Genomic DNA, 23,101 nt, shown 5'->3' with positions numbered 1-23,101 from the left:
AACTGAAAGGGTGGACTTATGGAGAATAGACTGCTTCCTTATGCGAAACGGACGGCCGTTTATGTGCTGAGCAAGCTTTCGGGAGCGGGACTGGGCATTGCTGCGGGGCTCGTATACATTTGGGCGAAAAGCGACTTTGACGCCTTCGAGCCGTTCGAGGCGCTGCGGCCCGATGCGGCGCCGGGTCTTGGCATCGGCATGTTTTTGTGGCTAATGCTGTACGGGTATGGCATGCTCGTGACGTTCGCCATCGACGGGCTGGCGTGCTGGAAGCCCGCCTTTCGCAAGAGTGCCGTTCAGGCTCTGCTCCATGCGGCCGCCGGACTTCTGTGCTTCTTGGTCATACCGTTCCGCGCTCCGTTCCCGGGCAGCCTTGTCATCACCGGAATCGCCGGAACGGTCGGAGCGGTCTTCGCCCTCTTCTTCTACGCGGGGAGCCGCTTGGGACGGGGGTCGGCTTGGGTCCGGAGCTTGCTTGGCCTCGCGCTTCCGCTCATCGTGCTGGGCGTCCAAGCGCTGTATCCCGAAGGCGTGAAGCAAGGTTGGAAGGAAACGAGAGGGGAAGGATTGTACGAAGCCGAATTCCGTTATATGAACGGCACGCAGAACATTCCGGTTTATGCGAAGAAAGGCCAGATCATTTCCTTTACCATGACGTGGGAGTCGGACAAGGGCGGCGGCTACGGCATGCAGGTGCGGGGACCTGGCGGCCCTAACGATTACGCCGACTACCGGCCGGGTCCGCCGCTCTCCGGCGACGACCGCGGATTCGGAGGAACGATCCACGCCGACCGCGACGGCGAGTACGTCATTGTAGCGAACGGGGACCGGATCAAGGGCAAGCTTAAAGTGACTTGGACCGTGGACGTGAAAGCAAAGTGATGGTGCTTGCAACAGCATCGGGGCAGCATGCGCAAAAACCCGGAACGCGCACAAGAGCAGCGCAATCCGGGTTTCACTCATTTATAACGCCGACAGCATCGTGTCCATCAGAGACGGCTTCAGCCGCATGCTCAGCCGCAGCGGCCCACCCCCGGAAGGAGCCGGGCATTCCACGAATGCCGCTTGATCCTTTAAGGTTAGCTTGTAGCTGCACGAAACCCGCTCCTCAGCGAATGTACAAATCGCCAGCGCCCCCGCTTGGCACAAGGACTCGAAATCGATCGTCCGGTTTGCCCCGCTGTAGAACACGCAATCCACGTATAGCCGGTCTCCCTCTCGGCTCCATTCCCAGCGGGCCGATGTCTCGGCCAGCGACGCGAACACGGGCCGGATGCTAAGCACATGGCGGCCGACCGTCACATGCAGTTCTCCATGAAGATCCTGCTCGACATTCGCTTTCGCTTCGGCCCCGCCGATCTCGAACCGCAGCCGCAGGTCCTTGGCTTCGATCGATCCGCGGATACGGTCCAGACTGTTGTGCGTGTCGCCGCCGTTCGTGCTGAAGCCGACGCCGAAGAGGACATGGTTTTCCTGCTGCACGGAAGTAAAGACGGCGGCGGCATAATCGTAGCCGTCATGCAAACAGCGCAGCCATACGTAGGACGTGCCGTGGTCGCCGGACAGGTAAGCCAGCAGATTGCGGCGTTGATTCCACATGTTTTCGCGGCTGACCGAGCCGATGCACAACGTTTCGGTTTGATAGAACGACGCTGTTTTCTCGATGCCTTTTTCTTCATTCCGGTAAAAAACTTGAGTGTGCGTGCGGACGGACGGCTCCGTAAACAGAGGGGCAACTTCGTCCGGGCATCCGATCGGACTGCCGTACCATTGCGGATCGTACGCAAGCTCTTCCTCCGTCAGCCATTCGACGCGGCCCTGCAGCGCAATCTGAAGAAAAGACAGCACGGAGGGCGACAACGTCGTATCGTAGCTGCGGGCATGCGGCCCGCCCCATTGGCGGGTGGCCGGATGAAAATGATTGGCGACCGACCCCCACGCCAAACGGAGCAGCTTCGCGGCAAGCGTCTTGATTTCCGGTGATTGCGCCCAGGCGTACAGATCCGACAGCTCGACAAGAGCGACCTTCGTATAGGTCGGGCTGTTGTATTCCTCGAACGCCCCAAGGCGCATCGTATATTCGTAAAAGGCATGCAGCCGCTGCCCGCCGTAGGCGGCAAAAGCTTCCTGCCCGTACGTTTCGCCGGCGATCAGCGTGACGAAAGCGCCCATGATCGCGATGTTGGTGTAACCCGGTCCCACATTGCGCGCAATAATCGCTTCGCAGGCACGAAACACCGCTTCACGCAGCCGTTCCTTCAGCGCTTCGGGAAGCCGGTCTTCGTGCTTGAGCACGGCCAGCAGCAACTGCTTGCCGCAGAAGTCGGCCCAGTTCCAGTCGGGCGGGCGCATGTCGCCGAGCGGCTCCTCGTAAAACCACGACCAGATGCCGTACGTCGGCAGGCTGCGGTCCGTCTCCTGGAGCGCGATAACGCGGTCCAGAATCGCGCAGGCCCGCTCCAGCTCCTCTTCACCGCCGCCGTCCAGCAGGGCGACGGCATACCCAAGCGATTCCCGGGTCGGATGCACAAAAGGAACATCCTTTAGCGTCGTATGGTAACCCGGGCTGCTGAACGGAACGCGCAGCAGTTGGAGGTCCTCGTTATACTCCTGCTTCTGCAGCCACCGCTGCAAAAGCCTCCGTTCCAGATCGGAATGGGTACGCATGGTTTCTCTCTCCTTCTCTATCTTATGGTTTCGGTATTACTCACGCGGCTGCGAAGCTTCTCCAGCCGCCGCCTGCATCGCAGCCGTCTCGGCCGCTCCCGCCGGACGGCCGTCGATATAAGCCTTGCGGCCCGCTTTATCGACGAAGAGAGCGCGCCCTTCCGCGAGCAGCAGCAGCATCCCCTCGTCCTCGACAACCAAAGCACGCAGCACGTCGGTGCGGCCGGCGTATTTCGCGATCGGCCTTGTACGGAAGCCGGTGGCGGAAGCGTTCGGTTCGATTTTGCTCACAAAATAAACCCAGTCTCCCGCTTGGTATTGCGCAGCCGCGCCGTCCGTAAGCTGCACCATCAGCTTGTCGGAGTTGGCAAATTGCACGATCGTGCCGTTATTGTCGGAGGTCCGCACATTCGTCGGGTCCCACAGCGCCTTCGTATACAAATCGTCCATCACTTTGCCGTTTGCCGTCACAAAGCCTGCGCTAAGCTTGTCGAGGTCGGCCTTCGACAGCCACGTCGGCTTGGCCGCTCCGCCGCCCGGCGCATTCTCGGCCTTCAGCAGCGGCCAGCCGCTCACCCTCGCGGTGCCCGCCACCATCGCAGGAGCCGCCGCCGAGCCGCTGTCCGCGCTAAGATCGAGCAGCGGGCTGCCGTCCACCGCATACAAGCCGTTAATGCGCACCCGGTCCGGCTCCAGCGCGCCGGGAATATAAGGCCGGTTCGGCACGGACATATAAGGTAGGCCGATCAGTTGGTTCAGCGACGTGTAGCTTTGCGCCGAGCCCATCCGCACGGCGAGCACATTGTACAGAGACGTGCCGTTCGTCACGTAATATTGCTGCGTCAGGTTCGCCCAGCCGCCGGAACCACCGGCGCTGCCGGTATCCTTGCGGATGTCATATCGCGGCGTGGACCAGTTGTCCGTCGTCCGCTTCACGTCGTCATACTGCTTCTTGCCCTCCGCATCCGTCGCATACCAGCCAATGAGCCGGTCGATCTTCGGAAAGCCGGGCTTATCCGGATCGGCATTCCCCGTGTCGAGCAAATGCTCGGTGAAATCCGTGCCGGATACGGACAAGTTCAACGGCTGCTTATTGTCGTTTTTGAAGTAGACGGACACTTGCCCTTTGCGCAAATTGTACTCTTCCAGCTTCTGCTGCTCGCTGCGGTTCCACGAGTACTTTTGCAGCATCCGGTGCATCGCGACCGGCCCGTGCACGGCAATGTGCCCGAGATTGGCCGTATCGCCGTAGGAAGGTGTCGCCGAACCGAACGATTTGATCAGGAAGCGGCCCACATCGGCCTTGAGCGCATCGCCCCAGTACGATAACCCGGAGAAATTCCCCATGTTAAAAGCCGAGCCGCCGCCCTCGTTATGCCGCGAACCCGCAAAAATCCATCCGTCCGCCGCCAGCCGCGCATTGAAATAGTCGGCCATCTCCAGTCCGTCCGCCCGAATGATTTGCTTCAGCTCGCCGAAGGCCGCGTCTCCGTCCGGGATCGTTTCGACGATGTCCGCCAGATCGCTGAGTGATAAGCCCGCATAGCTGACGTCAAAGCCGTTCACCTCGTAAAAAATGTTCCGGCCGTCCACCAACTGACGCGCCCGTACGCGCATCCCTTGGTCCGGCAGGTTCGTGCCCGCCAGTCCCCGGATATAATAATCCGCGATTTCCCGTTTCAGCGCCGCATCGTCCGCAGCCACAGCCAGCTCCACCCCGCCGAGCAGACCGACAAGCGCTTGATTCATCGAGTTTTGCGTACTGAATTTGGTCACCCGGGTCAGCCAGCGCCACATCGAGTACGCTTTGTCCTTCGCCTGCGCCAGTTGGGTCTCGGTAAACAGCCCCTGTCCGTAGGTCAGCGCCGCCACCAGATTATGAAGCCCAAACGCCGTCGTCGGATAATCCGCATTTACCGTGCTGCCGCTGACGCTGTAAGGCACGTACGCTTCCCCGCTGTTCGCCTTCCCGTCCAGCAAGCGGGACGCATTCGCAGGGTTGTCGGTCGTCGTCACCCGCCGGTTCAAATAAAAATCAAGCGCGTCCTTCGCCCGCTTGGCAAGCGCCGCGTCCTTTTTACCCGTGATGCTCCACATGTATGCAAGCAGCCCCGCCGAGCCGAAACCCGCTTCCGTGCTGCTGTTCTGCTGGTCCACACCGATGTAGGACATCTGATCGAACTGCACGGTGCCGACGGCTCTGTCGATCATAAGCTCGCAGATGATGTAATGCACCGGATAGGGCGTATCGAATACGCCGCCGATCTCGCCCCACTGCCCGTTGGTCGGCGCGCCGTAAAAGGTCTGCTGCCCGATTTCCCGGTCCTTCATGTCCATGAATCGGAGCCGCATCGCCACACCGCGGCCATCCTGCGCGGCGAAGCCGGGCTGCGTCTTGTACTTGACCGCCGCGATGCGGTAGTCGCCACCGAACTGGCGCGTGCCGTTCGAGGACGCTTTCGCCGTCATCGTCAGCGCCGCCGCCGTGTCGGCCGACTTCGACGTCAGCATGCCGCCTTTGCCGGCATAGCCACCCGCCGCGGACCCGCTCCACGACTCGACGGCCGCACCGCCGAGCGGCTTCAGCGTCCACGCCGGGGAAGCCGCTTCAAAGCCGCCGTTCGGGAAGGCGGCCGTGCCTTTCGCGGCAGCGACGACGCCGCCGCTGCCGGTCGTCGTATCGACGCGCATCAGCCGGATGCCGTCCCACTGCACCGAGCCCTTCGCCCGGTCGAGCCCGGCTTCGACCCGGATGCTTGCCGCCTGCACGCCCGGTGCTGTCACCGGTCCGCGAAGCTCCTGCCAGCCGCCGCGGGCATAGACGGCATTCGTCACCGTGAACGGCGGTGCCAACGGACTTCCCGCCTCGTCCAAGAAGGTTACCTTTGCGTAGACCCCTTGTCCTCCTTCGGAAGGGACGACCTGCTCCGCCTTGTAGAACGCGCTGAGAATCATCACGCTGTTCGGCGCCACCGCCGCTTTCACCGGCGTCGCATAGTCGACCAACACGTCGACGGGGTTCGCGATGGTTTGCGAAATCGCTGCGCTGCGGCTTGTTGCCGCTTCCATTTGCAGCAGCTTCAAGCCTTCGATCGCGGCGCTCGCTTCGTTCACCCAGCGGACCGTCCCCACCTCCGGCACGCCTCCTTGTCCGTCCGTTGCCGTCCAGCCGTCCGGTATTGCGCCTGCGCCTTCTTCGAAGCCGAAGTTCGCCACAATGTTTCCTGCCGTCAAGCTGCCGGCAGCGGCGTTCACAACCACCTTCTGCGGAAAATTGTCCGTCCGCCCGTCCGGTTGCTGGTTGCCGACCAGATTGCGCTGAAAAAATTGCAGCTGCCGCTCCACGGAAGCCGCGTCCGGGAATACGTTATCCACCCGGTCGTAAAACAAGCTCGCATCCGGCGTCATTGCCGACGGAGCGATGGACGCCAGCGCCCCCATCGGAACCAGCGCGGATAGCGCTGTCGTTCCTGCGACCAGCGCCGACAACCAGCGCATCCGTCCTCTGCCTTTGCTTCCCTTGTTCATCTTCGTCCCTCCTCAATTGGTCTCGCCTTGCCAAACCAAGAGCTCCTCCGCCGCTCCCCTCCGTCAGCAGCTCGCTGGCCAGCAGCAGCGCCAGCGCCTGACCGTAAGGCGTCGGCGTTATTTTCACCTCGTTGTACGCCTTCACCGTCGGCATGACCGGCGTCCCGCCGGACACGCCGTGCACCGCTCCGTACACGTCCACGTGGATAAGCACCGCCTGTGCCGCCTTGCGGACGGCTTCTTCCAGCTTCGCCCGCAGCGCCGCATCCGCCGCCATTCCGTGCTTCAGAGCGAGCAGCATCCCGTAACCGATCCCCGCCGCAGCCGACGTTTCCAAATAAAAATCGTCCCGGTCCAGCACGGTATGCCACATCCCGTTCGGCGTCTGGAAGCGCAGCAGCCCTTCCAGCAGCCTCGTATATCTCCGGCCGACCTCTGCGGGCACCTCGGCCAGCCCCCGCACCTCGCGCACGATCTCCGGTACGCCGAAGGCTACCCATGCGTTCGCCCGGCCCCATCGCGCCGCCGACATATGATCGCCGCGCCGCCCGTCGTAGCCGTGGAACAATACGCCCGTCGCCTCGTCCTGCAGCAGCCGCAGGTGGATTTCCACTTGGCGGACCGCCTCTTCCGCCATCGCCCGGTCGCCGGTCAGCGAAGCGAGCCGGGCGAGGAACAAGCCGCCGACCACGAGCGTATCCGCCCACATTTGCTCCGGGAAATCGACGCCTTCGGTTACCGTATGCTCGAAGCCGCCCTGCGACGTGCGCGGGGCCTCCTCCATCAGCCAGCGGCCGTGTTCCTGCGCCAGCTCCAGCCATCCCCCCTCCGCGTCGGGCTGCTCTCGCAGCAGCTCCGTCAGCGCCGCGAACGGCGCCGTCGAATTGATCACGCGCAGCTCCGCCGCCTTGTGCCGGTTGTCCCGCATCCAGCGCCACAGATAGTCGCGCACCTCCGGGCTTCCGATCGCCTGCCCGTATTTCACCGCGGCGATCAGCCCTACGCCCGGCTTCCAGTCCCAGTTGTACATGTTGCGCTGCCAATCGCTTTCCGGAGCGGTCACCATATAGTGATAAATTTGCTGCGCTTTGGCGAGCAGCAGTTGATTGTCCATGATTGCCTGACCCCTCTCCTATCCTTTGATCGACCCGATCATCGTTCCTTTGGCGAAATATTTTTGCAGGAACGGATAAATCAGCAGAATCGGCACCGTCGCGATTACGATCATCGCCATTTTGACCGACACCCCGATCCGCGGCGTATCGCCGCTCATTGCCGCATCGACGGCCTCGTTCGTCATCTGCACGAGAATTTGCCGCAGCAGCACCTGCAGCGTCATTTTATCCACGGCGCTGTTGTACATGACTGCCTGAAAAAAAATGTTCCACTTCGACACCGCGTAGAACAGCGTCAGCGTTGCGATGACCGGCAGCGAAATCGGCACGATAATCCGCGCGAGCACGCCGATATCGTTACAGCCGTCCATCTTTGCCGATTCCTCCAACTCCGCCGGCACCGACCGGAAGAAGCTGACCATGATCATCAGATTGAAGACGCTGAGCGCGCTTGGCACGATCAGCGCCCAGAGCGTATTGAGCATATGCAGCTCCTTAACCAGCAGGTAAGAAGGGATGATGCCCCCGCTGAACAGCATCGTGAAGAAGGCAATGAACAGCATGACCGTCGAGCCGTGCACCGATTTTTTGGAGAGCGGGTAAGCCAGCGTCGTCGTCAGCAGCATGCTGAGCGCCGTGCCGATGACGGTTACGAATATCGTATTTTTGAACGTTTGAATGAACTGTTGATTTTTAAACACCGTATCGTAGGCAATCGTCGACCAGCCTTTCGGCCACAGCAGCAGTTGGCCTTCGAACACCAGGTGCGGCGAGGACAGCGACGTGACCAGTACGTTCCAAAACGGAAATATCATCAGCAGCGCCAGGAGCCCGAGCAGGACTCCGTTGACCGCTTCGAACAGCCGGCCTTTTTGCGGTTTCATCGGGCTTGCGCCTCCTTTCTACCTAAAACAGATAATTGTCGCTCGTCTTCTTCGCAAGCCAGTTCGAGCCGAGAATCATCACGAGCCCGACAACGGATTTGAACAAGCCGACCGCAGCGGCGAAGCTGAAGTTGCCTTGCAGCACGCCCGCTTTAAACACGTACGTATCGAACACTTCCGCCACCTGCATGACCATCGGATTGCCCATCATGTACAGCTGGTCGAACGACAGGCTCATAATGTGTCCGATCCGCAGCAGCAGGAGCACGACCACGGTGTTCATCAGCGCCGGGATCGTGATCGATCGGATCTGCTGCCAGCGCGTAGCACCGTCGACGCGGGCCGCCTCGTACAGCTCCGGGTTAATGCCCGCCAGCGCAGCGAGGAAAATGATCGTGCCCCAGCCCGCCTCCTTCCATATGCTCTGCACCGTAATGACGCCCCAGAAGAGACGCTGATCCATCAACAACTGCACGTTTTCGAAGCCGAGCCCTTTGACGATTTGCGTAACCAAGCCCTCCGAGTTCATCAACGTGACGGTCAGCGAGCAAATGACGACCCACGAGACGAAATGAGGCAAATAGATAATCGTCTGAATCGTTTTCTTGTAAAAGGCGATCCGCACCTCGTTCAGCAGCAGCGCCAGCACAATGGGCGTCGGAAAAAACAGCGCCAGATTCAAAAAGCTGATGACCAGCGTATTGCGCAGCACCATCCAGAAGTCCGGATGCTTGAAGAGCCGCTCGAAATGCGCGAGTCCGACCCAATCGCTGTGCAGCACGCCCGCAAACGGGTTATAGTCTTGAAACGCCAGTATGATGCCGTACATCGGCACGTAATCGAACAGCAGAATAAACGCCATGCCCGGGAGCGCCAGCAAATACATGTAGCGGTCCGCCCACAGCTTCTTGGCGAGGCGCGAGCGTCCCGGCCTGGCCGCCGCTCCCGTTCCCGGAGCGTTCCAAGCCGCGCTTTTCGGCTGGGTTGCCATGGGATGTCCCCCTTCCCTGATTGCGATGTTTGGCGGGGCGCGGCGAGTGCGGCGCCCCCCTCTTCGTCACGCGCAGTCCGGCTCGGCTTGGCCGCCCGTTTGTGCGCATGACGGATACGCCGGCTTGGTCCGCCGACGTTCCCGTCTCTTATTATTTTGCGTCGCCGGAGCCTGCGGCCTGGGCGATTTCATCCATCCATTTGTTGCCTTCGAAACGGTCGTACCACTGCTTCACGATCCCGTCCCAATCGTTCACGCTCAAGCTGCCCATAATCACTTTGACGATGCTGCCGTTGATGAACGCATCGGCCTCGGCGTTGTATTTCGAGCGGGTCGGCGAGAATGCAAAGTCAAGCGGCGCGGGCAGCTTCAAAAATTTCTCCAGCATCAGGTTGCCGTCGGCTACGAGCTTCTGCGCTTCCGGACTGTTCTTCTTGACGACAAAAACTTCCTCGGTCTTGCCGACCGGCAGCGTCCACAGGAACGCGCCCGGCATGTCGCGTTTGGTAAGCTCGGCGTTCACTTCGTTCTTGCCGTCTTTTTTCGTATAGTGTACGCCCTCGACGCCGAACAGGTTGAACTGCTCGCCCTCCGGGCTGGCGCCGAAGTCGAGCCATTCCATCAGCTTCTGCATTTTGGCAGGGTCCTGCGCCGCTTTCTTCGTCACGAACAAGCCGCCGTAGTTCACGCGTCCGGTCGCTCCTTGGCCGTACGGCCCTTTGACCGGCTCGAACGGAACGAGCTTGCCGTTCGGATTCGATTTCTTGTAGTTGTCCTCGAAATCGTTAATACGAGATGCATACTGGAACAAAATACCGGATTGCCCTTTGCTGACGACCTTCGATTCGGCGGTCCGGCCGTCGGTCACCGCGAAGTCGGGGTCGATCAGGCCGTCTTTGAACGCCCTCTGCATCCATTCCAGCCATTCCTTGAATTGCGGTGTCGCAAAACTCGGCACATATTTGTCGCCTTGCTTCACCCACTTGTCCTGAATGCCGAACGGCTGCTGCAGCCCGCTGACGCCGATGAACGCATTGTTCGCATAGCCGATCTGGATGCCGATCGTGTCCTTCTTGCCGTTCTTGTCCGGGTCGCCCGTCGCGAACGCTTTGGCTACGTTATACAGCTCCTCCGTCGTTTTTGGCGGCTGCAGCCCCAGGCCGTCGAGCCAGTCCTTGCGGATCATCGGCATGTCGCCGGAAGCGACCGGGTTGCGCGCGTTCGTGATGGCGTAAATTTTATTCTGGTACTTCGTGATATAGAGGTCTTTCTGCTTTTTCAGGTTCGGATACTTGTCGATATAGTCGTCGAGCGGGACGATTTCACCCGCCTTGATCATGCCGACGATAAAGTCGTCCATCGTCCGCCAGGCGAAGGCGTCCGGGACGTCGCCCGAGGCGATCTGCACGCGAATCTTCTCTTTATAAATCTCCCACGAGTTGATGTTCAGTTCGAATTGGACGCCCAGCTTCGTTTGCAAAAATTTCAGTGCTTCGTTGCTGTCCGGCGATGTGCTCGGGATCGTATTCCCGTTGTCGTAGGCCAGCTTTAATTTGACCGGTCCGGACGGCGCCGCTCCCGTCGAGCCTTTCCCGTCGGTTTTGGCGTCTCCGCCTCCGCAGCCTGCGGCTACCGTCAATAAAGCTGTAGCCAGCATTGCGGCGCCGATGCGTTTTTCCATACGCTTCCATCTAAGCTTAACCAATGTGTCCAACCCCTTTTTCCTGCTTTCAAATGTCGGTCTATCGATTCCATTGTGCGTTCGGCCGGCCTGCCATGCCTTTACTGTACTCCCGCCCGCCATCCGCGGCAATTGTCAAAACCGTATATCCGCGATTTCCGGCCAAATGACCATGCCCGATTCTGGCCCCGGATGCCGGATTTCCCGTCGAACGGCAAGTGTTAAAACGCGCAAATGTGCTTTTTGCCTGAAATGACACTTCCTATGCTATAATTTTTCATTGTACTGTTAAGATGCGAGCACGTGCTGCCTAAGCGCCGACAGTGACAGCTCAGACAGAAACGGAGGGGAACCGGCATGCGGCTGCAGCGTTCGAAAAAAGCACAAACCGTCATCGTCATGCTGCTGCTCAGCGCTCTCTGCATTATGGCTATGGGTTTTACGGTATATCTCCTCGCCACCCGAAGCCTGTCGGAGGAAGTAGAGAAGGCGTACCGCAGCTCGCTGCAGCGGACGCAAGACCGGGTGTCCAGCTATTTTAAACAAATCGATCAAGCCATTCTGCAATTCGAGAAGCTGCCCGCCGTCGAGAGCCTCGCTTCCCCATGGACGGAAGAGGACGGGATCGGGCTGATCAGCGTGCAGGAAACGATGCTTCGCATGCAGACGTCGCTGGAGGACGTGGACAACATCGCGCTGTACCGGGTATCGAGCGGCCGGCTGTTCAGCACGAACCGACAGGTGACGGCGTTTCAGGACGACTACCGGAACGTGATCGTGGCCTTCGAACAGACGGGCAAAAAGGCCGTCCTGCTCAATCTGACGGTCCATGATACGCCGACGACGGTGTACGTGCGCAGACTGCCCGTTTTTCAGACGACGCAGGATTTATATATGATCATTCATTTGAATCAGCAATTTTTCGATCACATTCTCGGGCTGCCCGACGGGGAGCAGGGAACGTACTTTATATTGGACGAGCGCCGGGACATTTTGCAGGCCCGGGGGGCTCTGGGCAGGTCGACACTGGAAAGCGAAATTGTCCCGTTGATCAAGGAAGGTAAGCCGAAGGCGGCGGATGACCTGTTTGTCGCTTATTTGCCCCCGTCGTACCAGGACTGGATATTCGGGTTCGCGATTCCGAATCACGTGCTGTTTGCCAAAATCGGCAGCCTTCGCAACGTCATCTTTGCCATCGCCGGCCTCTTGCTGGCGCTTGCCGTGCTTGTCACCCTGCTGGCAACAGGGCGACTGTGGCGGGGCTGGAGCGAGCTCGTCTCGCTGGTGGAGGATAGCGGCCCAGCTCGCGCGGGTACGGACGCTGGCGAACCGGTCCGTCCCCCCGATCCGGCCCCGGACGAATTCCGGCACGTTTACGATACGGTACGGCGGATCAAAGCGACCCGCGACGAGCTGCAGGAGAGGATCAAGGAGCTGACGCCGGAAATCAAAGCGACCATCTTCCGGAGCCTGCTGCTCAAGGGCATCCGGTCGCAGCAGGATCGCGACAAATGCGAGCGCTATCAGCTTCCGCTGGCGGAGGAAGGCGAATTCGGCTGCCTTGCCGTCCAGATCGACCAATACCGCAGCTTGGAAACGCTCTATTCCGAGATCGATCTGTACTACTTTAAATACGGCATATCCAGCGTTATTCAAGAGGTCATCGATACGAAAGGCAGCGGTATGGTTGTCGCTTGGGGAGAGGACCGCTTCATGGCGGTGCTCACGCTCCCTGCGGAAGCACCCGAAGAAGCTAAGGCCGCGGTGCGGGAAGCGGCGCAAACGATTCGCGATTTTATCCGGCACTATTTTCCGTTCACCGTCTCCATTGGCGTGAGCCGCCTGCGTAAGGACTACGCTTATTTGAACGTAGCTTCGCAGGAAGCGGAAGAAGCGCTAAAGCACAAGCTGGTTGCAGGAAAAAACGAAGTGATCCCGATTGAGGAATTCGGCGGCGAAACGGAATCTCCCGAAGTGCCGTTTTCGTTCCGGGAACTGGAAAACGATGTCCTGTATGCTATCCGTTCGCTCGATCGCGAGCTGGCTTACGGTTATATCGACCGACTGCGCGAATTGGAAGGGGTCCGCACCATCCATTACCAGTGGCTGCAATCGCGGATGATCGATTTGACGCTGTTCCTGTACCGCTCGGTCGGCCAGTCGCTATCCCGCCCTCTGGCGGAGCCTGTGGCTGCGGAATGGCTGGAGCTTTCCACGCTGGAGGAGTGGAGCGATTGGCTCAAGACGCGGGCGTGCGATCTGCTGATCGCCGAGCTGGAGGAGGAGCACCGCGGACATATGCTGCGCGCCGCTGAGCAGTTAACCGGCTTCATCGATGCACATAACGAAGAAGACGTCCGGCTGGAAAGCTGCTGCAAAGCGCTCGGCCTGCCCGTCACGCTGGGCAAGCAGGCGTTGAAGGAAGTGCATGACGCCACGTTCTCCGACTACTTGCTCGCTAGCCGCATCGCCAAAGCGAAGCATTGGCTGCGGCATACGGAGACGAGCATTGACGAGATGGCCTCGCGCCTGCAGTACAGCAACGCGCAGAACTTCTCGCGCACGTTCAAGAAGTTCGTCGGCATGCCTCCGGGGCAGTACCGGAAAGAGTCGCGGGGAGAGGGATGAGAATGCCGGCTCATACGGGGGCGGAGCGGTTTATAGGAAGGTAGGGCTTACAGGGTACAGGCTCTGAATTGGAAAATAAAGGAACACGGATGCGTTATCCGGGAAGCGAATGCATCCGGTTAAAAGATAGAGGAACGCACGTTCGTTAATTGTGTCGAATTTTATCCTATTCGCCTGGTTTTTGGCCAATAAGTCATTACAGTTCCTCTATTCTCCGAATTGCAGTATACTAAGGCCAATTAAGGCATCTGCCGTGCGCTGTTATTACCGGCGACTGACTAAGGAAAGTGGGCCAGAGCTAGAATGAATAACGAAAAAACAAATCCGCCTCTAAACTACGAAACCCGTGGCGAAGGATACCCGCTGATCGTGCTGCATGCGCTGGCGACCGACCACCGGTCGATGATGGCGTGGATGGAGCCGCTGTTCGAGCAACGGCCGGGCTGGAAGCGGATCTACGTCGACATTCCGGCACACGGACGGAGTCCGGTTGAGCCTTGGATGAAAACCTCCGACGACCTGCTGTCGGTTCTGCTGGACGGCCTCCGGGCGATCCTGCCGGACAACGAGCGGTTCGCGCTCATGGGGATGTCGTTCGGCGGCTACATGGCGCAAGGGATCTGGCGCGCCGAGCACCGCCGGGCGGACGGGCTGTGTCTTCTCGCTCCGGCGCTTCACCGGAAGACCCGCACCCTCCCCGAACGAAGCGTGCCGGTCCGCGACGAGGCGCTGCTGGCCGAGCTCGATCCGGAGGTACGGGCAGCCTTCGAAACGTTGGCCACCGTGCAATCGCGGGCGAACTGGGAACTGTTCCGGGAGGAATGGCAGCCGGGGCGTCCGCTCGCCGACCGTGCATTTCTGTCTTCGGAGTGGCGCACGCAAGGGTACCATTTTCAATGCGATCCGATCCCGGAGGACAGCCGTTTTCCGCAGCCGACGCTGTTTCTCCTCGGACGGCAGGACGCGATCTGCGGGTACAAGGATCATTTTCGCGTGCTGGAATCGTTCCCTCGTGCAACCTATGCCATATTGGACGGAGCCGGCCATCTGCTGCAGATCGAACAGCGGGAGCTGGTGCAGCATCATGTCGGACTCTGGCTCGATACGGTGGCGCGGGACACTTGTTAAATTTGAATATAAAAAAGGGGCGCACGTTGCAGCCCCTTTACATCTAATAACGACTATCAACTTTCAAAATAGGTGTAGTATGGAACATTGGTAGAACTACTGTGATTGTAGACTTGATACGCGAATCTATCACCGGCCTTAACATCTCTCAGAACAATAACATCGTGAGTTCTTGTCGGGGCATGCTCAATAGTACTAAATACATTTACCCATTCTCCTGTAGCATTATTATATTTCCATGGAATAATATAAAAGTTGGTTCCGGATGGTTTAGAAGATACAATGTAAATCTCCATTAGATGGTATAGTAAATTGAAACCAATCTCTGTCTGATGGAGCGGAAAAGGTTGCCTCATAGAGTGTATTGAGGTTAATTACTTGTGCAGTTTCCAACTCGTCGTTGGGTTCAGATTCATAAGCAGCAAACGCCGGTTGAGCCGAGAGCAAGAGGGCTCCGGAAATAATAAGAGTAGACAGTGTTTTTTTCAGTTTCATATAAATACCTCCTAATTTAGGTAAATACCGCCTTACGAAGTAAATGATCTGATTGGCAGAACCCAGGTAGCGCTGTAGAGATGGAAGTGTTGACCTGTTGGCTCGTAAAAGCGAACCGAGCACAAGTCCTCCTCCTCCCACCAGTAGAACGTCTCTCAGTTCATCTAATTCTTCAACATCACCTCCGCTCCATTTTTCTGAAAAACATGCAATCGACACTGGAACGATTCAACCAAATTTTTTCAACTACGAAAAGTGGTTTATCCACTGTGCGCCATCATCCCTTGAGCTGATTCTCCCACTCTTCCAAGTAGATCATCTGCGTCAGGGGAGACGTGTCCAGCTCAATCGGGCAAATGAACTCCAGCGAATTGCCGTCCGGGTCCTCGAAATATATGGCTGCGTGCGCATGTGGCCGGTTGGGCAGCACGATGGGACCCGTCGGCGCAAACCCGAAAGCTTCCCTCACCTCAATCCCCTTGTCCGCAAGCCACTGCTTGGCCCGCTTTATATCCTCCAGTTCCACTTGAAAGGCGATATGTCTTAACGACGGATGGTACGGGACGTTCACCTGTTCCGCCTCCCACAGACCGAGCCAGCTCTTTCCCTTCTCAATCCAGAAAAAGGCCAGGCCGCGGCCTTGATGCGCCAGTTCCAGGCCGATGTTTTCATAAAACGCGATGGATCGCTTCAGATCTCTTACCGGCAAATGAGCTTCGTACAATCCTTGTATCACGGGGGTCGCCTTTCCAGTTTAGATGTCCTCCCTTTCGATGACAGTGTAGCACAAAAGCACGCGAAAACGCATACTCTTCCAATTTGTTTTAACAACCAAAAAATTCACCCAGAAAATACCTCATAATTTTATCGAATTGTGTCGATAAAAGGAGTGAACACAACAAAGGAGAGAACATAATGGGCAAACATCACTTTATGCTATCAGTCGGGAGAAAACTGTTCTTGTCGTTTTTGCTCCTGATCTTGCTGCTGGCCGGCTTCGGCCTCAACTCGCTGGACCGGGGAGCAAAGATGCAATCCAAGACGGAGGAAATTACCGGCGCTTGGCTTTCGGGAGTAGGGATTGCCAACAACGTTAACTACTTGACAGAACACGTTCTTGTTTTGCAATATAAAATTTTGACCAATCCGGAAGTCGCCAAAAAACAACAATACATTCAGGAAGCCGATGCTACGTTTGCGGAAATCGACAAGCAGCTGGATCTATACAGCGAGACGTTCGTTAGCGACGAAGATCGCATCAATACGGAGCAGCTTCGGGCGAAATGGAACAGTTATAAAGAAGTTTATGATCGCACCGTAACGTTGGGCAAGCAAATCGACCTGGTTCGAGGCGCGGTGAAGCAGGAAAAAGAACTGACGGCGATGATGGCGCAATCCCAGCAAACCTATGACGAAATGCAAAAGCTGCTGGACAAGATGATCAAAATCAATAACGAAGGCGCCAAGACGGCAACGCAGGAAAGCGGGCAAATCTATCAAAGCACTATCCAGCTTACGATTGGCATAATCGTTATTTCGGTCATAATCGGAATCGCCTTGGTCATCGTGATGATCCGCATCATATCCAAGCCCGTGAAGCTTGTATCCGAAGCGCTGCACCGGGTGGCCGGCGGCGACTTGACGGTCGAACCGCTCGCGGTTAAGCAAAAGGACGAGATCGGAAGTCTGGTTGTTTCCCTGAACGATATGGTAGCTCATCTCAAAATGACCGTGGTGCAAATTCAAGAAGCATCCACGACGGTTGCCGCTTCCTCCGAGGAGCTGCAAGCCAGCTCGGAGCAAAATACGATAGCGACCAAAACCGTTACGCTGTCCATCCAAGAGATGGCTTCCGGCACGGAAAGTCAGCTGATGCGCTCGGACGAAACCGGAAGAGCGATGGAAGAGATGGCCGCAGGCATTCAACGCATCGCCGAAACGACGTCGGACGTATCCGAGCTGTCTCAAGAATCCGCCGTCCAAGCGCAGCATGGCAATGACGCCATTCAAGCAGCGAGGAGCCGAATGAACGCTCTAAGCGATTCGGTCGGACAAGCGAGCGACGATATCAAGACGTTGGAGACGCATTCCGTGAACGTCGGCGGCATTCTGCAAATCATCAACGACATCGCTTCGCAAACGGGTCTCTTGGCGCTCAACGCCTCCATCGAGGCGGCAAGAGCGGGTGAGCATGGACAAGGCTTCGCCGTCGTCGCGAACGAGGTGAAGAAGCTTGCCCAGCAGTCCGGCGAAGCCGTTCAAAGCATCTCGGACATCATCACACAGATTCAAACCGATACGTCCAAAGCGGTGCTCACGATGAACCGCAGCTTGTCGGAGGTGCGAATCGGCCTCCAAGCCGTGACCGAGGCGGATGAAGCGTTCCAGCAAATCACCCGTACCGCAAACGACGTCTCCGGTAAAATTCAGGAAGTGGCGGCGGCAGCCGAAGAAATGGCGGCAAGCTCGGAGCAGGTGTCCGCTTCCGCTTCGGAGATGAACCAAATTGCCAGACATTCCGCCGAGTCGGCACAGACGATTGCCGCTACGACCGAAGAACAGCTCGCCTCTGCGGAAGAAATTGCTTCGTCCGCGGAATCGTTAAGCCGGACGGCGCAGGATTTATCCGAACTGGTCAACCGGTTCAAATTGTAAGGGCGCTCCAGGCGTCCCAAAAAAGGGAGGAAGTCCCTGCAGCGTATACGCGCTGCGGACTTCCTCCCTTTTCCATTTCGCACATGGTTTCATGCTTATATTGTAAACTTGCGGACCAGCGTTTCCAGATTTTCCGCCTCCCGGCTCAATCCTTCGGACAAGGAGGAAACCTCCTGCACCAAAGCGGTTTGCGCTTGGGTTTTGTCATTGACGATCTGCACGCCGTCCAGAGATTCTCTGGCCACATCGGCCATATCGGAGACGGAGGCGGCAATTTCCTCCGAGCCTGCCGCCATTTCCTCCGAAATGGCCGAAACCTCTTGGATTTGGACGGCGACCTCTTTGGTGGCCTGCAATATTTTTTGGAACGAATCGCTGGCGGCCCGCACCTTGTGGCTGCCCAGGGCCACCTCTTCGCTTACCCGCTGCATCGCTTTGACCGTTTCCGTCGAATCGCTGCGAATTTCCTGGAGCAGCTCGCCGATCTGTCCTGCCGAGGCGGCGGAGCCTTCCGCCAGCTTGCGGATTTCCGCCGCCACGACCGCGAAGCCCCGGCCATGCTCGCCCGCCCGGGCCGCTTCGATCGAAGCGTTGAGCGCAAGCAGATTCGTCTGCTTGGACAACGTAGCGATCGTATCGGCAATTTGCCCGATATGGGACGAGCGTTCGTCCAGCTTGGATACGATCTCGGCAGATTTGGTAACGGACTCGTCGATCTGGTCCATTTGCCGCTTGGCCTGTTCCATCTGGCCGAAGCCGTCCACAGCTTCTTTCTCCGTATCCACAGCGGCCTCGGACAGCTCGGTAGCCGATTCGGCCACCCGCTGCACGCCTTTGGCCATTTCTTCGATGGCCCGCGATCCGTCCAGCGTGTTCTGCACCGAAATGACGGCCCCTTGCTCGATCACCGCCATCCGCTTGCCGATTTCCTCGGTTGCGGCAAAGGTTTGCTTCGTATTGGCAATCAGCTTCTCCGACGTCTCCCAGACCTTCTCGGAGGTGCCGGTAATCTCCTTGATCATGCCGTGCAGACTGTCCAGCATCCGGTTAAGCGAGCCTGCGATTTCGCCGATCTCGTCCTTCGTATTCGAGGTCAGCCTCGCCGTCAGATCGCCGCCGTTGCCGGCCAGCTCGGCAATTTTCTCATTCACCGTTTTTAAAGGCCGCAGCTTGATAAAGATCAAAGCAAAAATGCCGAACAAGGTCAGGAACGTCACCACCAGCAGGATTACCGCGAAGTTCATCATGGAGGTAGCCGTCTGACGGGCCGCGTCCGCTTCCTGCTGGGCCCGGGTGTTCATCTTGGTTTGAAACTGCTGGATATAGCCCATAATTTCTTTTTTGCTGGCATCGTACTGTTCGCCGAACATAAGCTTCCGGGCATTGTCGAAATTTTTCTCCTCCACCGCCTTCATGGCGGCTTCCTCGGTTTTGATCAAGGTGTCGGAGCTGTTCTTCGCTTTCTCGATCAGATCCAGCTCTTCCTGCGGCGCTTGAAGCGCTTTCAGCTGTTCGAGAACCTTGTCGCGCGACTTGGTCTCCTTGACCTCTTTCCAATAATTATCGTAATGCTGCTTGTCCCCGAACTGAACATATCTTCTCATCTCTTCGGTCAAGTAATCGGAGGCGTTCTTCAAGTCGAAGCCGAGCTGCTTGAACTCCGCCTGCCGTTGTACCGCCAGCCGCTCCTGGGCGATCCCGTTCTCCAGCTTGCTGACGCTGAACCAGTTGAGCAGCGATAATACCAATAAAAGTCCGCCCATCACCTTTAACCAGCTTGAAATCTTCATCCGCAGTCCCCCTGAAGTCCTGATTTTATTCGACATTTTTCAACATATTTATCGACATTTTTAGACAAGGATTTGATATTAAAATTTTTACATTCCGCTTTTAACACGTTATTTTTAAGAGATCGGCGCATCTTTTTTTATTTTTTTCGACAAATTCCCTAAGGAGAAAAGGATAACAGCTGGCGGAAAAAGCAAGGTGAAGGTATCCGAAGCGCTGGAGTCGATTGAAGAGCGGACCGGGGACAAGCCCGTTTTGGTGCTTATGCAGAGCGTCAATAGCAAAAACCGGCATATCCTCAACGGATATGCCGGCGAGCTTGTTGAGAAAGTGGTCAAATGGGATTATAGAGGTAACGAAGGGGTGGGGTATCCACTTCCGACCACTCTTGTCTTCGGGAAATTTGATTGGAAGCCGCTTACTAGCGGACATTTCCCGAAGACAAAGGCGGCCGCTATCGCTTCTCCAGTGGATTCCCCACCTCCGTTTGTTTCTCTATTTTTGCTTAGACCACTTTCTCAACACTCTGATCGGCATAATCCTCAACGGATATGCCGGCATTAGGGTGACGCTGCGTACTACCGCTCCCCCGCCGATTCGGCGAGAAAATCAACCAGATGCATCGCCTGCATCGTCTTGTCTTTCCCGTGGCGGTGCACGCCCCATTTCATCTGAAGCAGACAGCCCGGATTCGCCGTCAGAATGACGTGCGCCCGGGTGCGCTCCACTTGCTCCATCTTATGGTCGAGCACGCTGGCGGACATCTCCGGCTGCGTCAAATTGTAGATCCCGGCGGAGCCGCAGCAGCGGTCGGCGTCAGGCAGCTCCTGCAGCTTCGCGCCGGGCACGGTCCGGATCAGCTGCCGCGGGGCCGATGAGACGCGCATCACGTTGCGCAGATGACACGAGTCCTGGTACGTGACCGTCACCTGCTCCGCCCCCTGGCCGAGCGGCTTCAGCGGCAGCGGACGCCCTTCGGCGAGCAGCTCCGATACGTCGCGGACCTGCGCGGCGAACCGGCGGGCCTCCGCCTCCTCGGGATCGCCGTGAAGGAGGTGGTCCACCTCCTTCAGGGTAGCGCCGCAGCCGCCGGCGTTGCTGACGACGGCATCTACGCGGGCCGCGCCGAAGGCGGCGATGTTGGTCCAGGCCAGACGGCGGGCGCTCTCCCGTTCGCCGGCATGGGCGTGCAGCGCGCCGCAGCACGTCTGCGAGGCCGGGACCACGACCTCGTAGCCTGCCAGGCGGAGCAGTTTGATCGTGTTCACGTTCGTCTCCGTGAATAGCACATCCATAATGCAGCCGCGGAACATCCCGACCCGCCCGAGACGTTCGCCCTCGGCCGGGATCACGAGCAGCGACTGTCCGCCTTCGCCCTGTTCCCAACGGGCAGGCAGGCCGAGCTTCTCCCAACGGCGGATGACGCCGTCGCCGGCCGCTTGCGGCAGCACCGCTTCCATCTCGCGCATATGAGGCGGGAACAGCTTCATGACGCCGAGCCCGCGCGCCAGCTTCTGCAATCCGCTCGTTTGGTACAGCTTCAGCGACGAGCCGAGCAGCCGCATCCGGCCGTGATGCGGAAACAGCCGCTCCATGAACAGCCGCTTCACCGTCCGCACCGGCCACCGCTCGGCAGTTACCGCCGCGATCGACTCGCGGGCCTGTTCGATGAGCTGACCGTACTTGACATCCGACGGGCAGGCCGGCTCGCAGGCCCGACAGCCGAGGCATAGCTCCATCTGCGAGCGGAACGCCGCGTCCGGCTCCATCTTGCCGTCATAGACGGCCTTCATCAGCGCGATCCGGCCCCGCGGCGACGCCGCCTCCAGCCCCGTCTCCTGAAACGTCGGACAAGCCGTCTGGCAAAAGCCGCAGCGCATGCAGTTGGTCAGCTGATCGGGATCGAGCGTGAGCTGCAGCTTCTCGGTCAGTTGCTTGATCTCCGTGCTCATGCGTCACGCACCGCCTTTCACTGCCGGATCGCGGCCGTCCTCAAGCGAGTCCCCGGACAAGCCCGTTTCCCCGGCACCGGCTTGCTCCGGCCCTGTGGTTCCACCCGCTTCGTTTCCCGCTCCCGGCTCCGACGTAAATACAATGCGCTTGCGCGTCTCCGCGAACAGCTTGCCGGGATTGAGCAAGCCGTCCGGATCGAACGCCTGCTTCAGCCGCTTCATCAGGCTGATGCCGGACGCGCCGACCTTCCATTCCAGATACGGCGCTTTCACATGCCCTACGCCGTGCTCCCCGGTGATCGTGCCTCCGAGCCGGATCGCCGCGTCGAAAATTTCCTCGAACGCCAGCTCTACCCGGTGAATCTCCTCCGCATCCCGCGCATCGGTCATCGCCGTCGGGTGCAGGTTTCCGTCGCCCGCATGACCGAACGTGCAGATCCGCACGTTGTGCTTCGCCGCAATGCGCTGCACCTCCAGCACCATGTCGGCAATCTTCGAGCGCGGCACCGTCGCGTCCTCCAGAATGGTTGTCGGCCGCAGCCGGGAGAGCGCCGCCAGCGCGCTGCGCCGTGCTTCCATCACTTTGGCCCCCTCCTCCGGCGTCGCGGCCACCTTCACCTGGATCGCCCCTTCGCGTCGGCAGATCGTCTCGATCAGCTCCAGGTCCTTCTCCACCTGCGCCTCGTCGCCGTCCTGCTCGATCGCCAAGATCGCCTGCGCATCGACCGGAAGGCCGATTTTGGCGAACGCCTCCACCACCTCGATCGTCGCCTGATCCATGAACTCAAGCGTACAGGGTGTAATCCGGTTCGCAATAATCTGCGACACCGTCCGCGCCGCCGCCGGCAAATCGGCGAAAACCGCGATCATCGCCCGCCGGTACGCCGGCTTCGGCACAAGCTTGACCGTCGCTTCCGTCAAAATCGCCAGCGTGCCCCCGGACCCTACGAGCAGCCGCGTCAAGTCGTAGCCCGCGACATCCTTCACCAGCTTGCCTCCCGTCCGCAGCACCTCGCCGCTCGCCAGCACCGCCTCAAGCCCGATGACATAGTCCTTGGTCGTGCCGTACTTGAGCCCGCGCAGCCCGCCTGCGCCCAGGGCGATGTTGCCGCCCATCGTGCAGATGATCATGCTGCTCGGGTCCGGCGGATAAAACAGCCCCGTCTCCTCGACAGCCGTATGAAAGCGCTTAGTATTCAGACCTGTCTGGAACGTCGCCGTCAGGTTGTCCTGATCGATCTCTAGCAACTGGTTCATTCGCGTCATGACCATAATCAGCCCCCCGTGCAGCGGTACCACGCCCGCACACAGATTGCTGCCCGCCCCGCGGGTGACCACCGGAATCCGGTGCTGGGCGCAGACGCGCATCACCGCCGCCACTTCTTCCGTCGAAGCGGGAAAAATAACGCCGTCCGGCATCGATTGATATAGCGGCGTAGCATCGTAGCTGTACGAAACGAGCGTTTCGGTATCGTCGCGGAACCAGGCGTCCCCGACAATCCTTCTTAATTCTTGACAAACTGCTGCAACCAGCAAAGCGTTCCCTCCCGTATGTCCCGAATTAATCAGGTCATCTGATGACTTTATTA

The 23,101-nt window shown here is 58.6% G+C and carries 14 protein-coding genes; 4 read left to right on the top strand and 10 right to left on the bottom strand.

The genetic code is table 11. The features are described 5' to 3' along the window. Positions 1–18 precede the first annotated feature (18 nt). On the top strand, positions 19–882 hold the full coding sequence (locus KQX66_RS08475) for a hypothetical protein (protein WP_216792010.1): 864 nt from the start codon (positions 19–21) through the stop codon (positions 880–882). Between the two features lie 81 nt (positions 883–963). On the opposite strand, the gene KQX66_RS08470 is transcribed toward KQX66_RS08475, so the two are convergent. From KQX66_RS08470 to KQX66_RS08450, 5 genes are all read right to left on the bottom strand, one after another. Then, a complete protein-coding gene (locus KQX66_RS08470) occupies positions 964–2,667 on the bottom strand; it encodes a DUF8769 domain-containing protein (RefSeq protein WP_216792008.1) in 1,704 nt (567 codons plus the stop codon). Positions 2,668–6,034: 3,367 nt separating this feature from the next. Further along, a complete protein-coding gene (locus KQX66_RS08465) occupies positions 6,035–7,309 on the bottom strand; it encodes a glycoside hydrolase family 88/105 protein (protein WP_253957015.1) in 1,275 nt (424 codons plus the stop codon). Between the two features lie 18 nt (positions 7,310–7,327). Then, a complete protein-coding gene (locus KQX66_RS08460; RefSeq protein ID WP_216792005.1) occupies positions 7,328–8,194 on the bottom strand; it encodes a carbohydrate ABC transporter permease in 867 nt (288 codons plus the stop codon). 22 nt (positions 8,195–8,216) lie between these two features. Continuing rightward, positions 8,217–9,185, bottom strand: coding sequence for an ABC transporter permease (locus tag KQX66_RS08455; RefSeq protein ID WP_216792002.1), 969 nt, complete (start codon positions 9,183–9,185; stop codon positions 8,217–8,219). 151 nt (positions 9,186–9,336) lie between these two features. Further along, the gene (locus KQX66_RS08450; protein WP_216792000.1) at positions 9,337–10,866 is read right to left on the bottom strand and encodes an extracellular solute-binding protein; all 1,530 of its coding nucleotides are present in this window, start codon (positions 10,864–10,866) and stop codon (positions 9,337–9,339) included. 357 nt (positions 10,867–11,223) lie between these two features. On the opposite strand from KQX66_RS08450, the gene KQX66_RS08445 reads away from it, so the two are divergent. Together KQX66_RS08445 and KQX66_RS08440 are read left to right on the top strand one after the other, a co-directional pair. Then, on the top strand, positions 11,224–13,494 hold the full coding sequence (locus KQX66_RS08445) for a helix-turn-helix domain-containing protein (protein WP_216791997.1): 2,271 nt from the start codon (positions 11,224–11,226) through the stop codon (positions 13,492–13,494). Positions 13,495–13,797: 303 nt separating this feature from the next. Continuing rightward, positions 13,798–14,622: an alpha/beta fold hydrolase gene (locus KQX66_RS08440; RefSeq protein ID WP_216791994.1), complete on the top strand. Its 825-nt coding sequence runs from the start codon at positions 13,798–13,800 to the stop codon at positions 14,620–14,622. A gap of 270 nt (positions 14,623–14,892) precedes the next feature. Here KQX66_RS08440 and KQX66_RS08435 read toward each other — a convergent pair whose 3' ends face one another. Further along, complete coding sequence (locus KQX66_RS08435; protein ID WP_216791992.1) at positions 14,893–15,117, bottom strand: hypothetical protein; 225 nt, start codon at positions 15,115–15,117, stop codon at positions 14,893–14,895. 277 nt (positions 15,118–15,394) lie between these two features. Then, positions 15,395–15,853 carry a VOC family protein gene (locus KQX66_RS08430; RefSeq protein WP_216791989.1) on the bottom strand — a complete coding sequence of 153 codons (459 nt, stop codon included), beginning with the start codon at positions 15,851–15,853 and terminating at the stop codon, positions 15,395–15,397. 179 nt (positions 15,854–16,032) lie between these two features. On the opposite strand from KQX66_RS08430, the gene KQX66_RS08425 reads away from it, so the two are divergent. Then, positions 16,033–17,772, top strand: a complete 1,740-nt coding sequence (locus KQX66_RS08425) for a methyl-accepting chemotaxis protein (protein WP_306665868.1) — start codon at positions 16,033–16,035, stop codon at positions 17,770–17,772. Positions 17,773–17,867: 95 nt separating this feature from the next. On the opposite strand, the gene KQX66_RS08420 is transcribed toward KQX66_RS08425, so the two are convergent. The 3 genes from KQX66_RS08420 to KQX66_RS08410 all read right to left on the bottom strand — a co-directional run bounded on the left by KQX66_RS08420 (position 17,868) and on the right by KQX66_RS08410 (position 23,048). Next, positions 17,868–19,562 carry a methyl-accepting chemotaxis protein gene (locus KQX66_RS08420; RefSeq protein WP_216791984.1) on the bottom strand — a complete coding sequence of 565 codons (1,695 nt, stop codon included), beginning with the start codon at positions 19,560–19,562 and terminating at the stop codon, positions 17,868–17,870. Positions 19,563–20,138: 576 nt separating this feature from the next. Continuing rightward, the gene (locus tag KQX66_RS08415) at positions 20,139–21,512 is read right to left on the bottom strand and encodes a (Fe-S)-binding protein (protein ID WP_216791982.1); all 1,374 of its coding nucleotides are present in this window, start codon (positions 21,510–21,512) and stop codon (positions 20,139–20,141) included. Between the two features lie 3 nt (positions 21,513–21,515). Next, complete coding sequence (locus KQX66_RS08410) at positions 21,516–23,048, bottom strand: FAD-binding oxidoreductase (RefSeq protein ID WP_216791980.1); 1,533 nt, start codon at positions 23,046–23,048, stop codon at positions 21,516–21,518. Positions 23,049–23,101 lie beyond the last annotated feature (53 nt).

It is taken from the genome of Paenibacillus oleatilyticus (assembly GCF_018998565.1).
GTDB lineage: Bacteria > Bacillota > Bacilli > Paenibacillales > NBRC-103111 > Paenibacillus_G > Paenibacillus_G oleatilyticus.
Note: the sequence above shows the minus strand (reverse complement) of the source record. Positions and strands in the feature narration are given on the sequence as shown.

What these genes read in the sequence shown, in the direction of transcription:
- KQX66_RS08445 (WP_216791997.1), top strand. Translation starts at nt 11,224, where the DNA reads ATGCGGCTGCAGCGTTCGAAAAAAGCACAAACCGTCATCGTCATGCTG.
- KQX66_RS08420 (WP_216791984.1), bottom strand. Translation starts at nt 19,562, where the DNA reads ATGAAGATTTCAAGCTGGTTAAAGGTGATGGGCGGACTTTTATTGGTA.
- KQX66_RS08470 (WP_216792008.1), bottom strand. Translation starts at nt 2,667, where the DNA reads ATGCGTACCCATTCCGATCTGGAACGGAGGCTTTTGCAGCGGTGGCTG.
- KQX66_RS08475 (WP_216792010.1), top strand. Translation starts at nt 19, where the DNA reads ATGGAGAATAGACTGCTTCCTTATGCGAAACGGACGGCCGTTTATGTG.
- KQX66_RS08440 (WP_216791994.1), top strand. Translation starts at nt 13,798, where the DNA reads ATGAATAACGAAAAAACAAATCCGCCTCTAAACTACGAAACCCGTGGC.
- KQX66_RS08455 (WP_216792002.1), bottom strand. Translation starts at nt 9,185, where the DNA reads ATGGCAACCCAGCCGAAAAGCGCGGCTTGGAACGCTCCGGGAACGGGA.
- KQX66_RS08450 (WP_216792000.1), bottom strand. Translation starts at nt 10,866, where the DNA reads ATGGAAAAACGCATCGGCGCCGCAATGCTGGCTACAGCTTTATTGACG.
- KQX66_RS08415 (WP_216791982.1), bottom strand. Translation starts at nt 21,512, where the DNA reads ATGAGCACGGAGATCAAGCAACTGACCGAGAAGCTGCAGCTCACGCTC.
- KQX66_RS08425 (WP_306665868.1), top strand. Translation starts at nt 16,033, where the DNA reads ATGGGCAAACATCACTTTATGCTATCAGTCGGGAGAAAACTGTTCTTG.
- KQX66_RS08460 (WP_216792005.1), bottom strand. Translation starts at nt 8,194, where the DNA reads ATGAAACCGCAAAAAGGCCGGCTGTTCGAAGCGGTCAACGGAGTCCTG.
- KQX66_RS08465 (WP_253957015.1), bottom strand. Translation starts at nt 7,309, where the DNA reads ATGGACAATCAACTGCTGCTCGCCAAAGCGCAGCAAATTTATCACTAT.
- KQX66_RS08435 (WP_216791992.1), bottom strand. Translation starts at nt 15,117, where the DNA reads ATGAAACTGAAAAAAACACTGTCTACTCTTATTATTTCCGGAGCCCTC.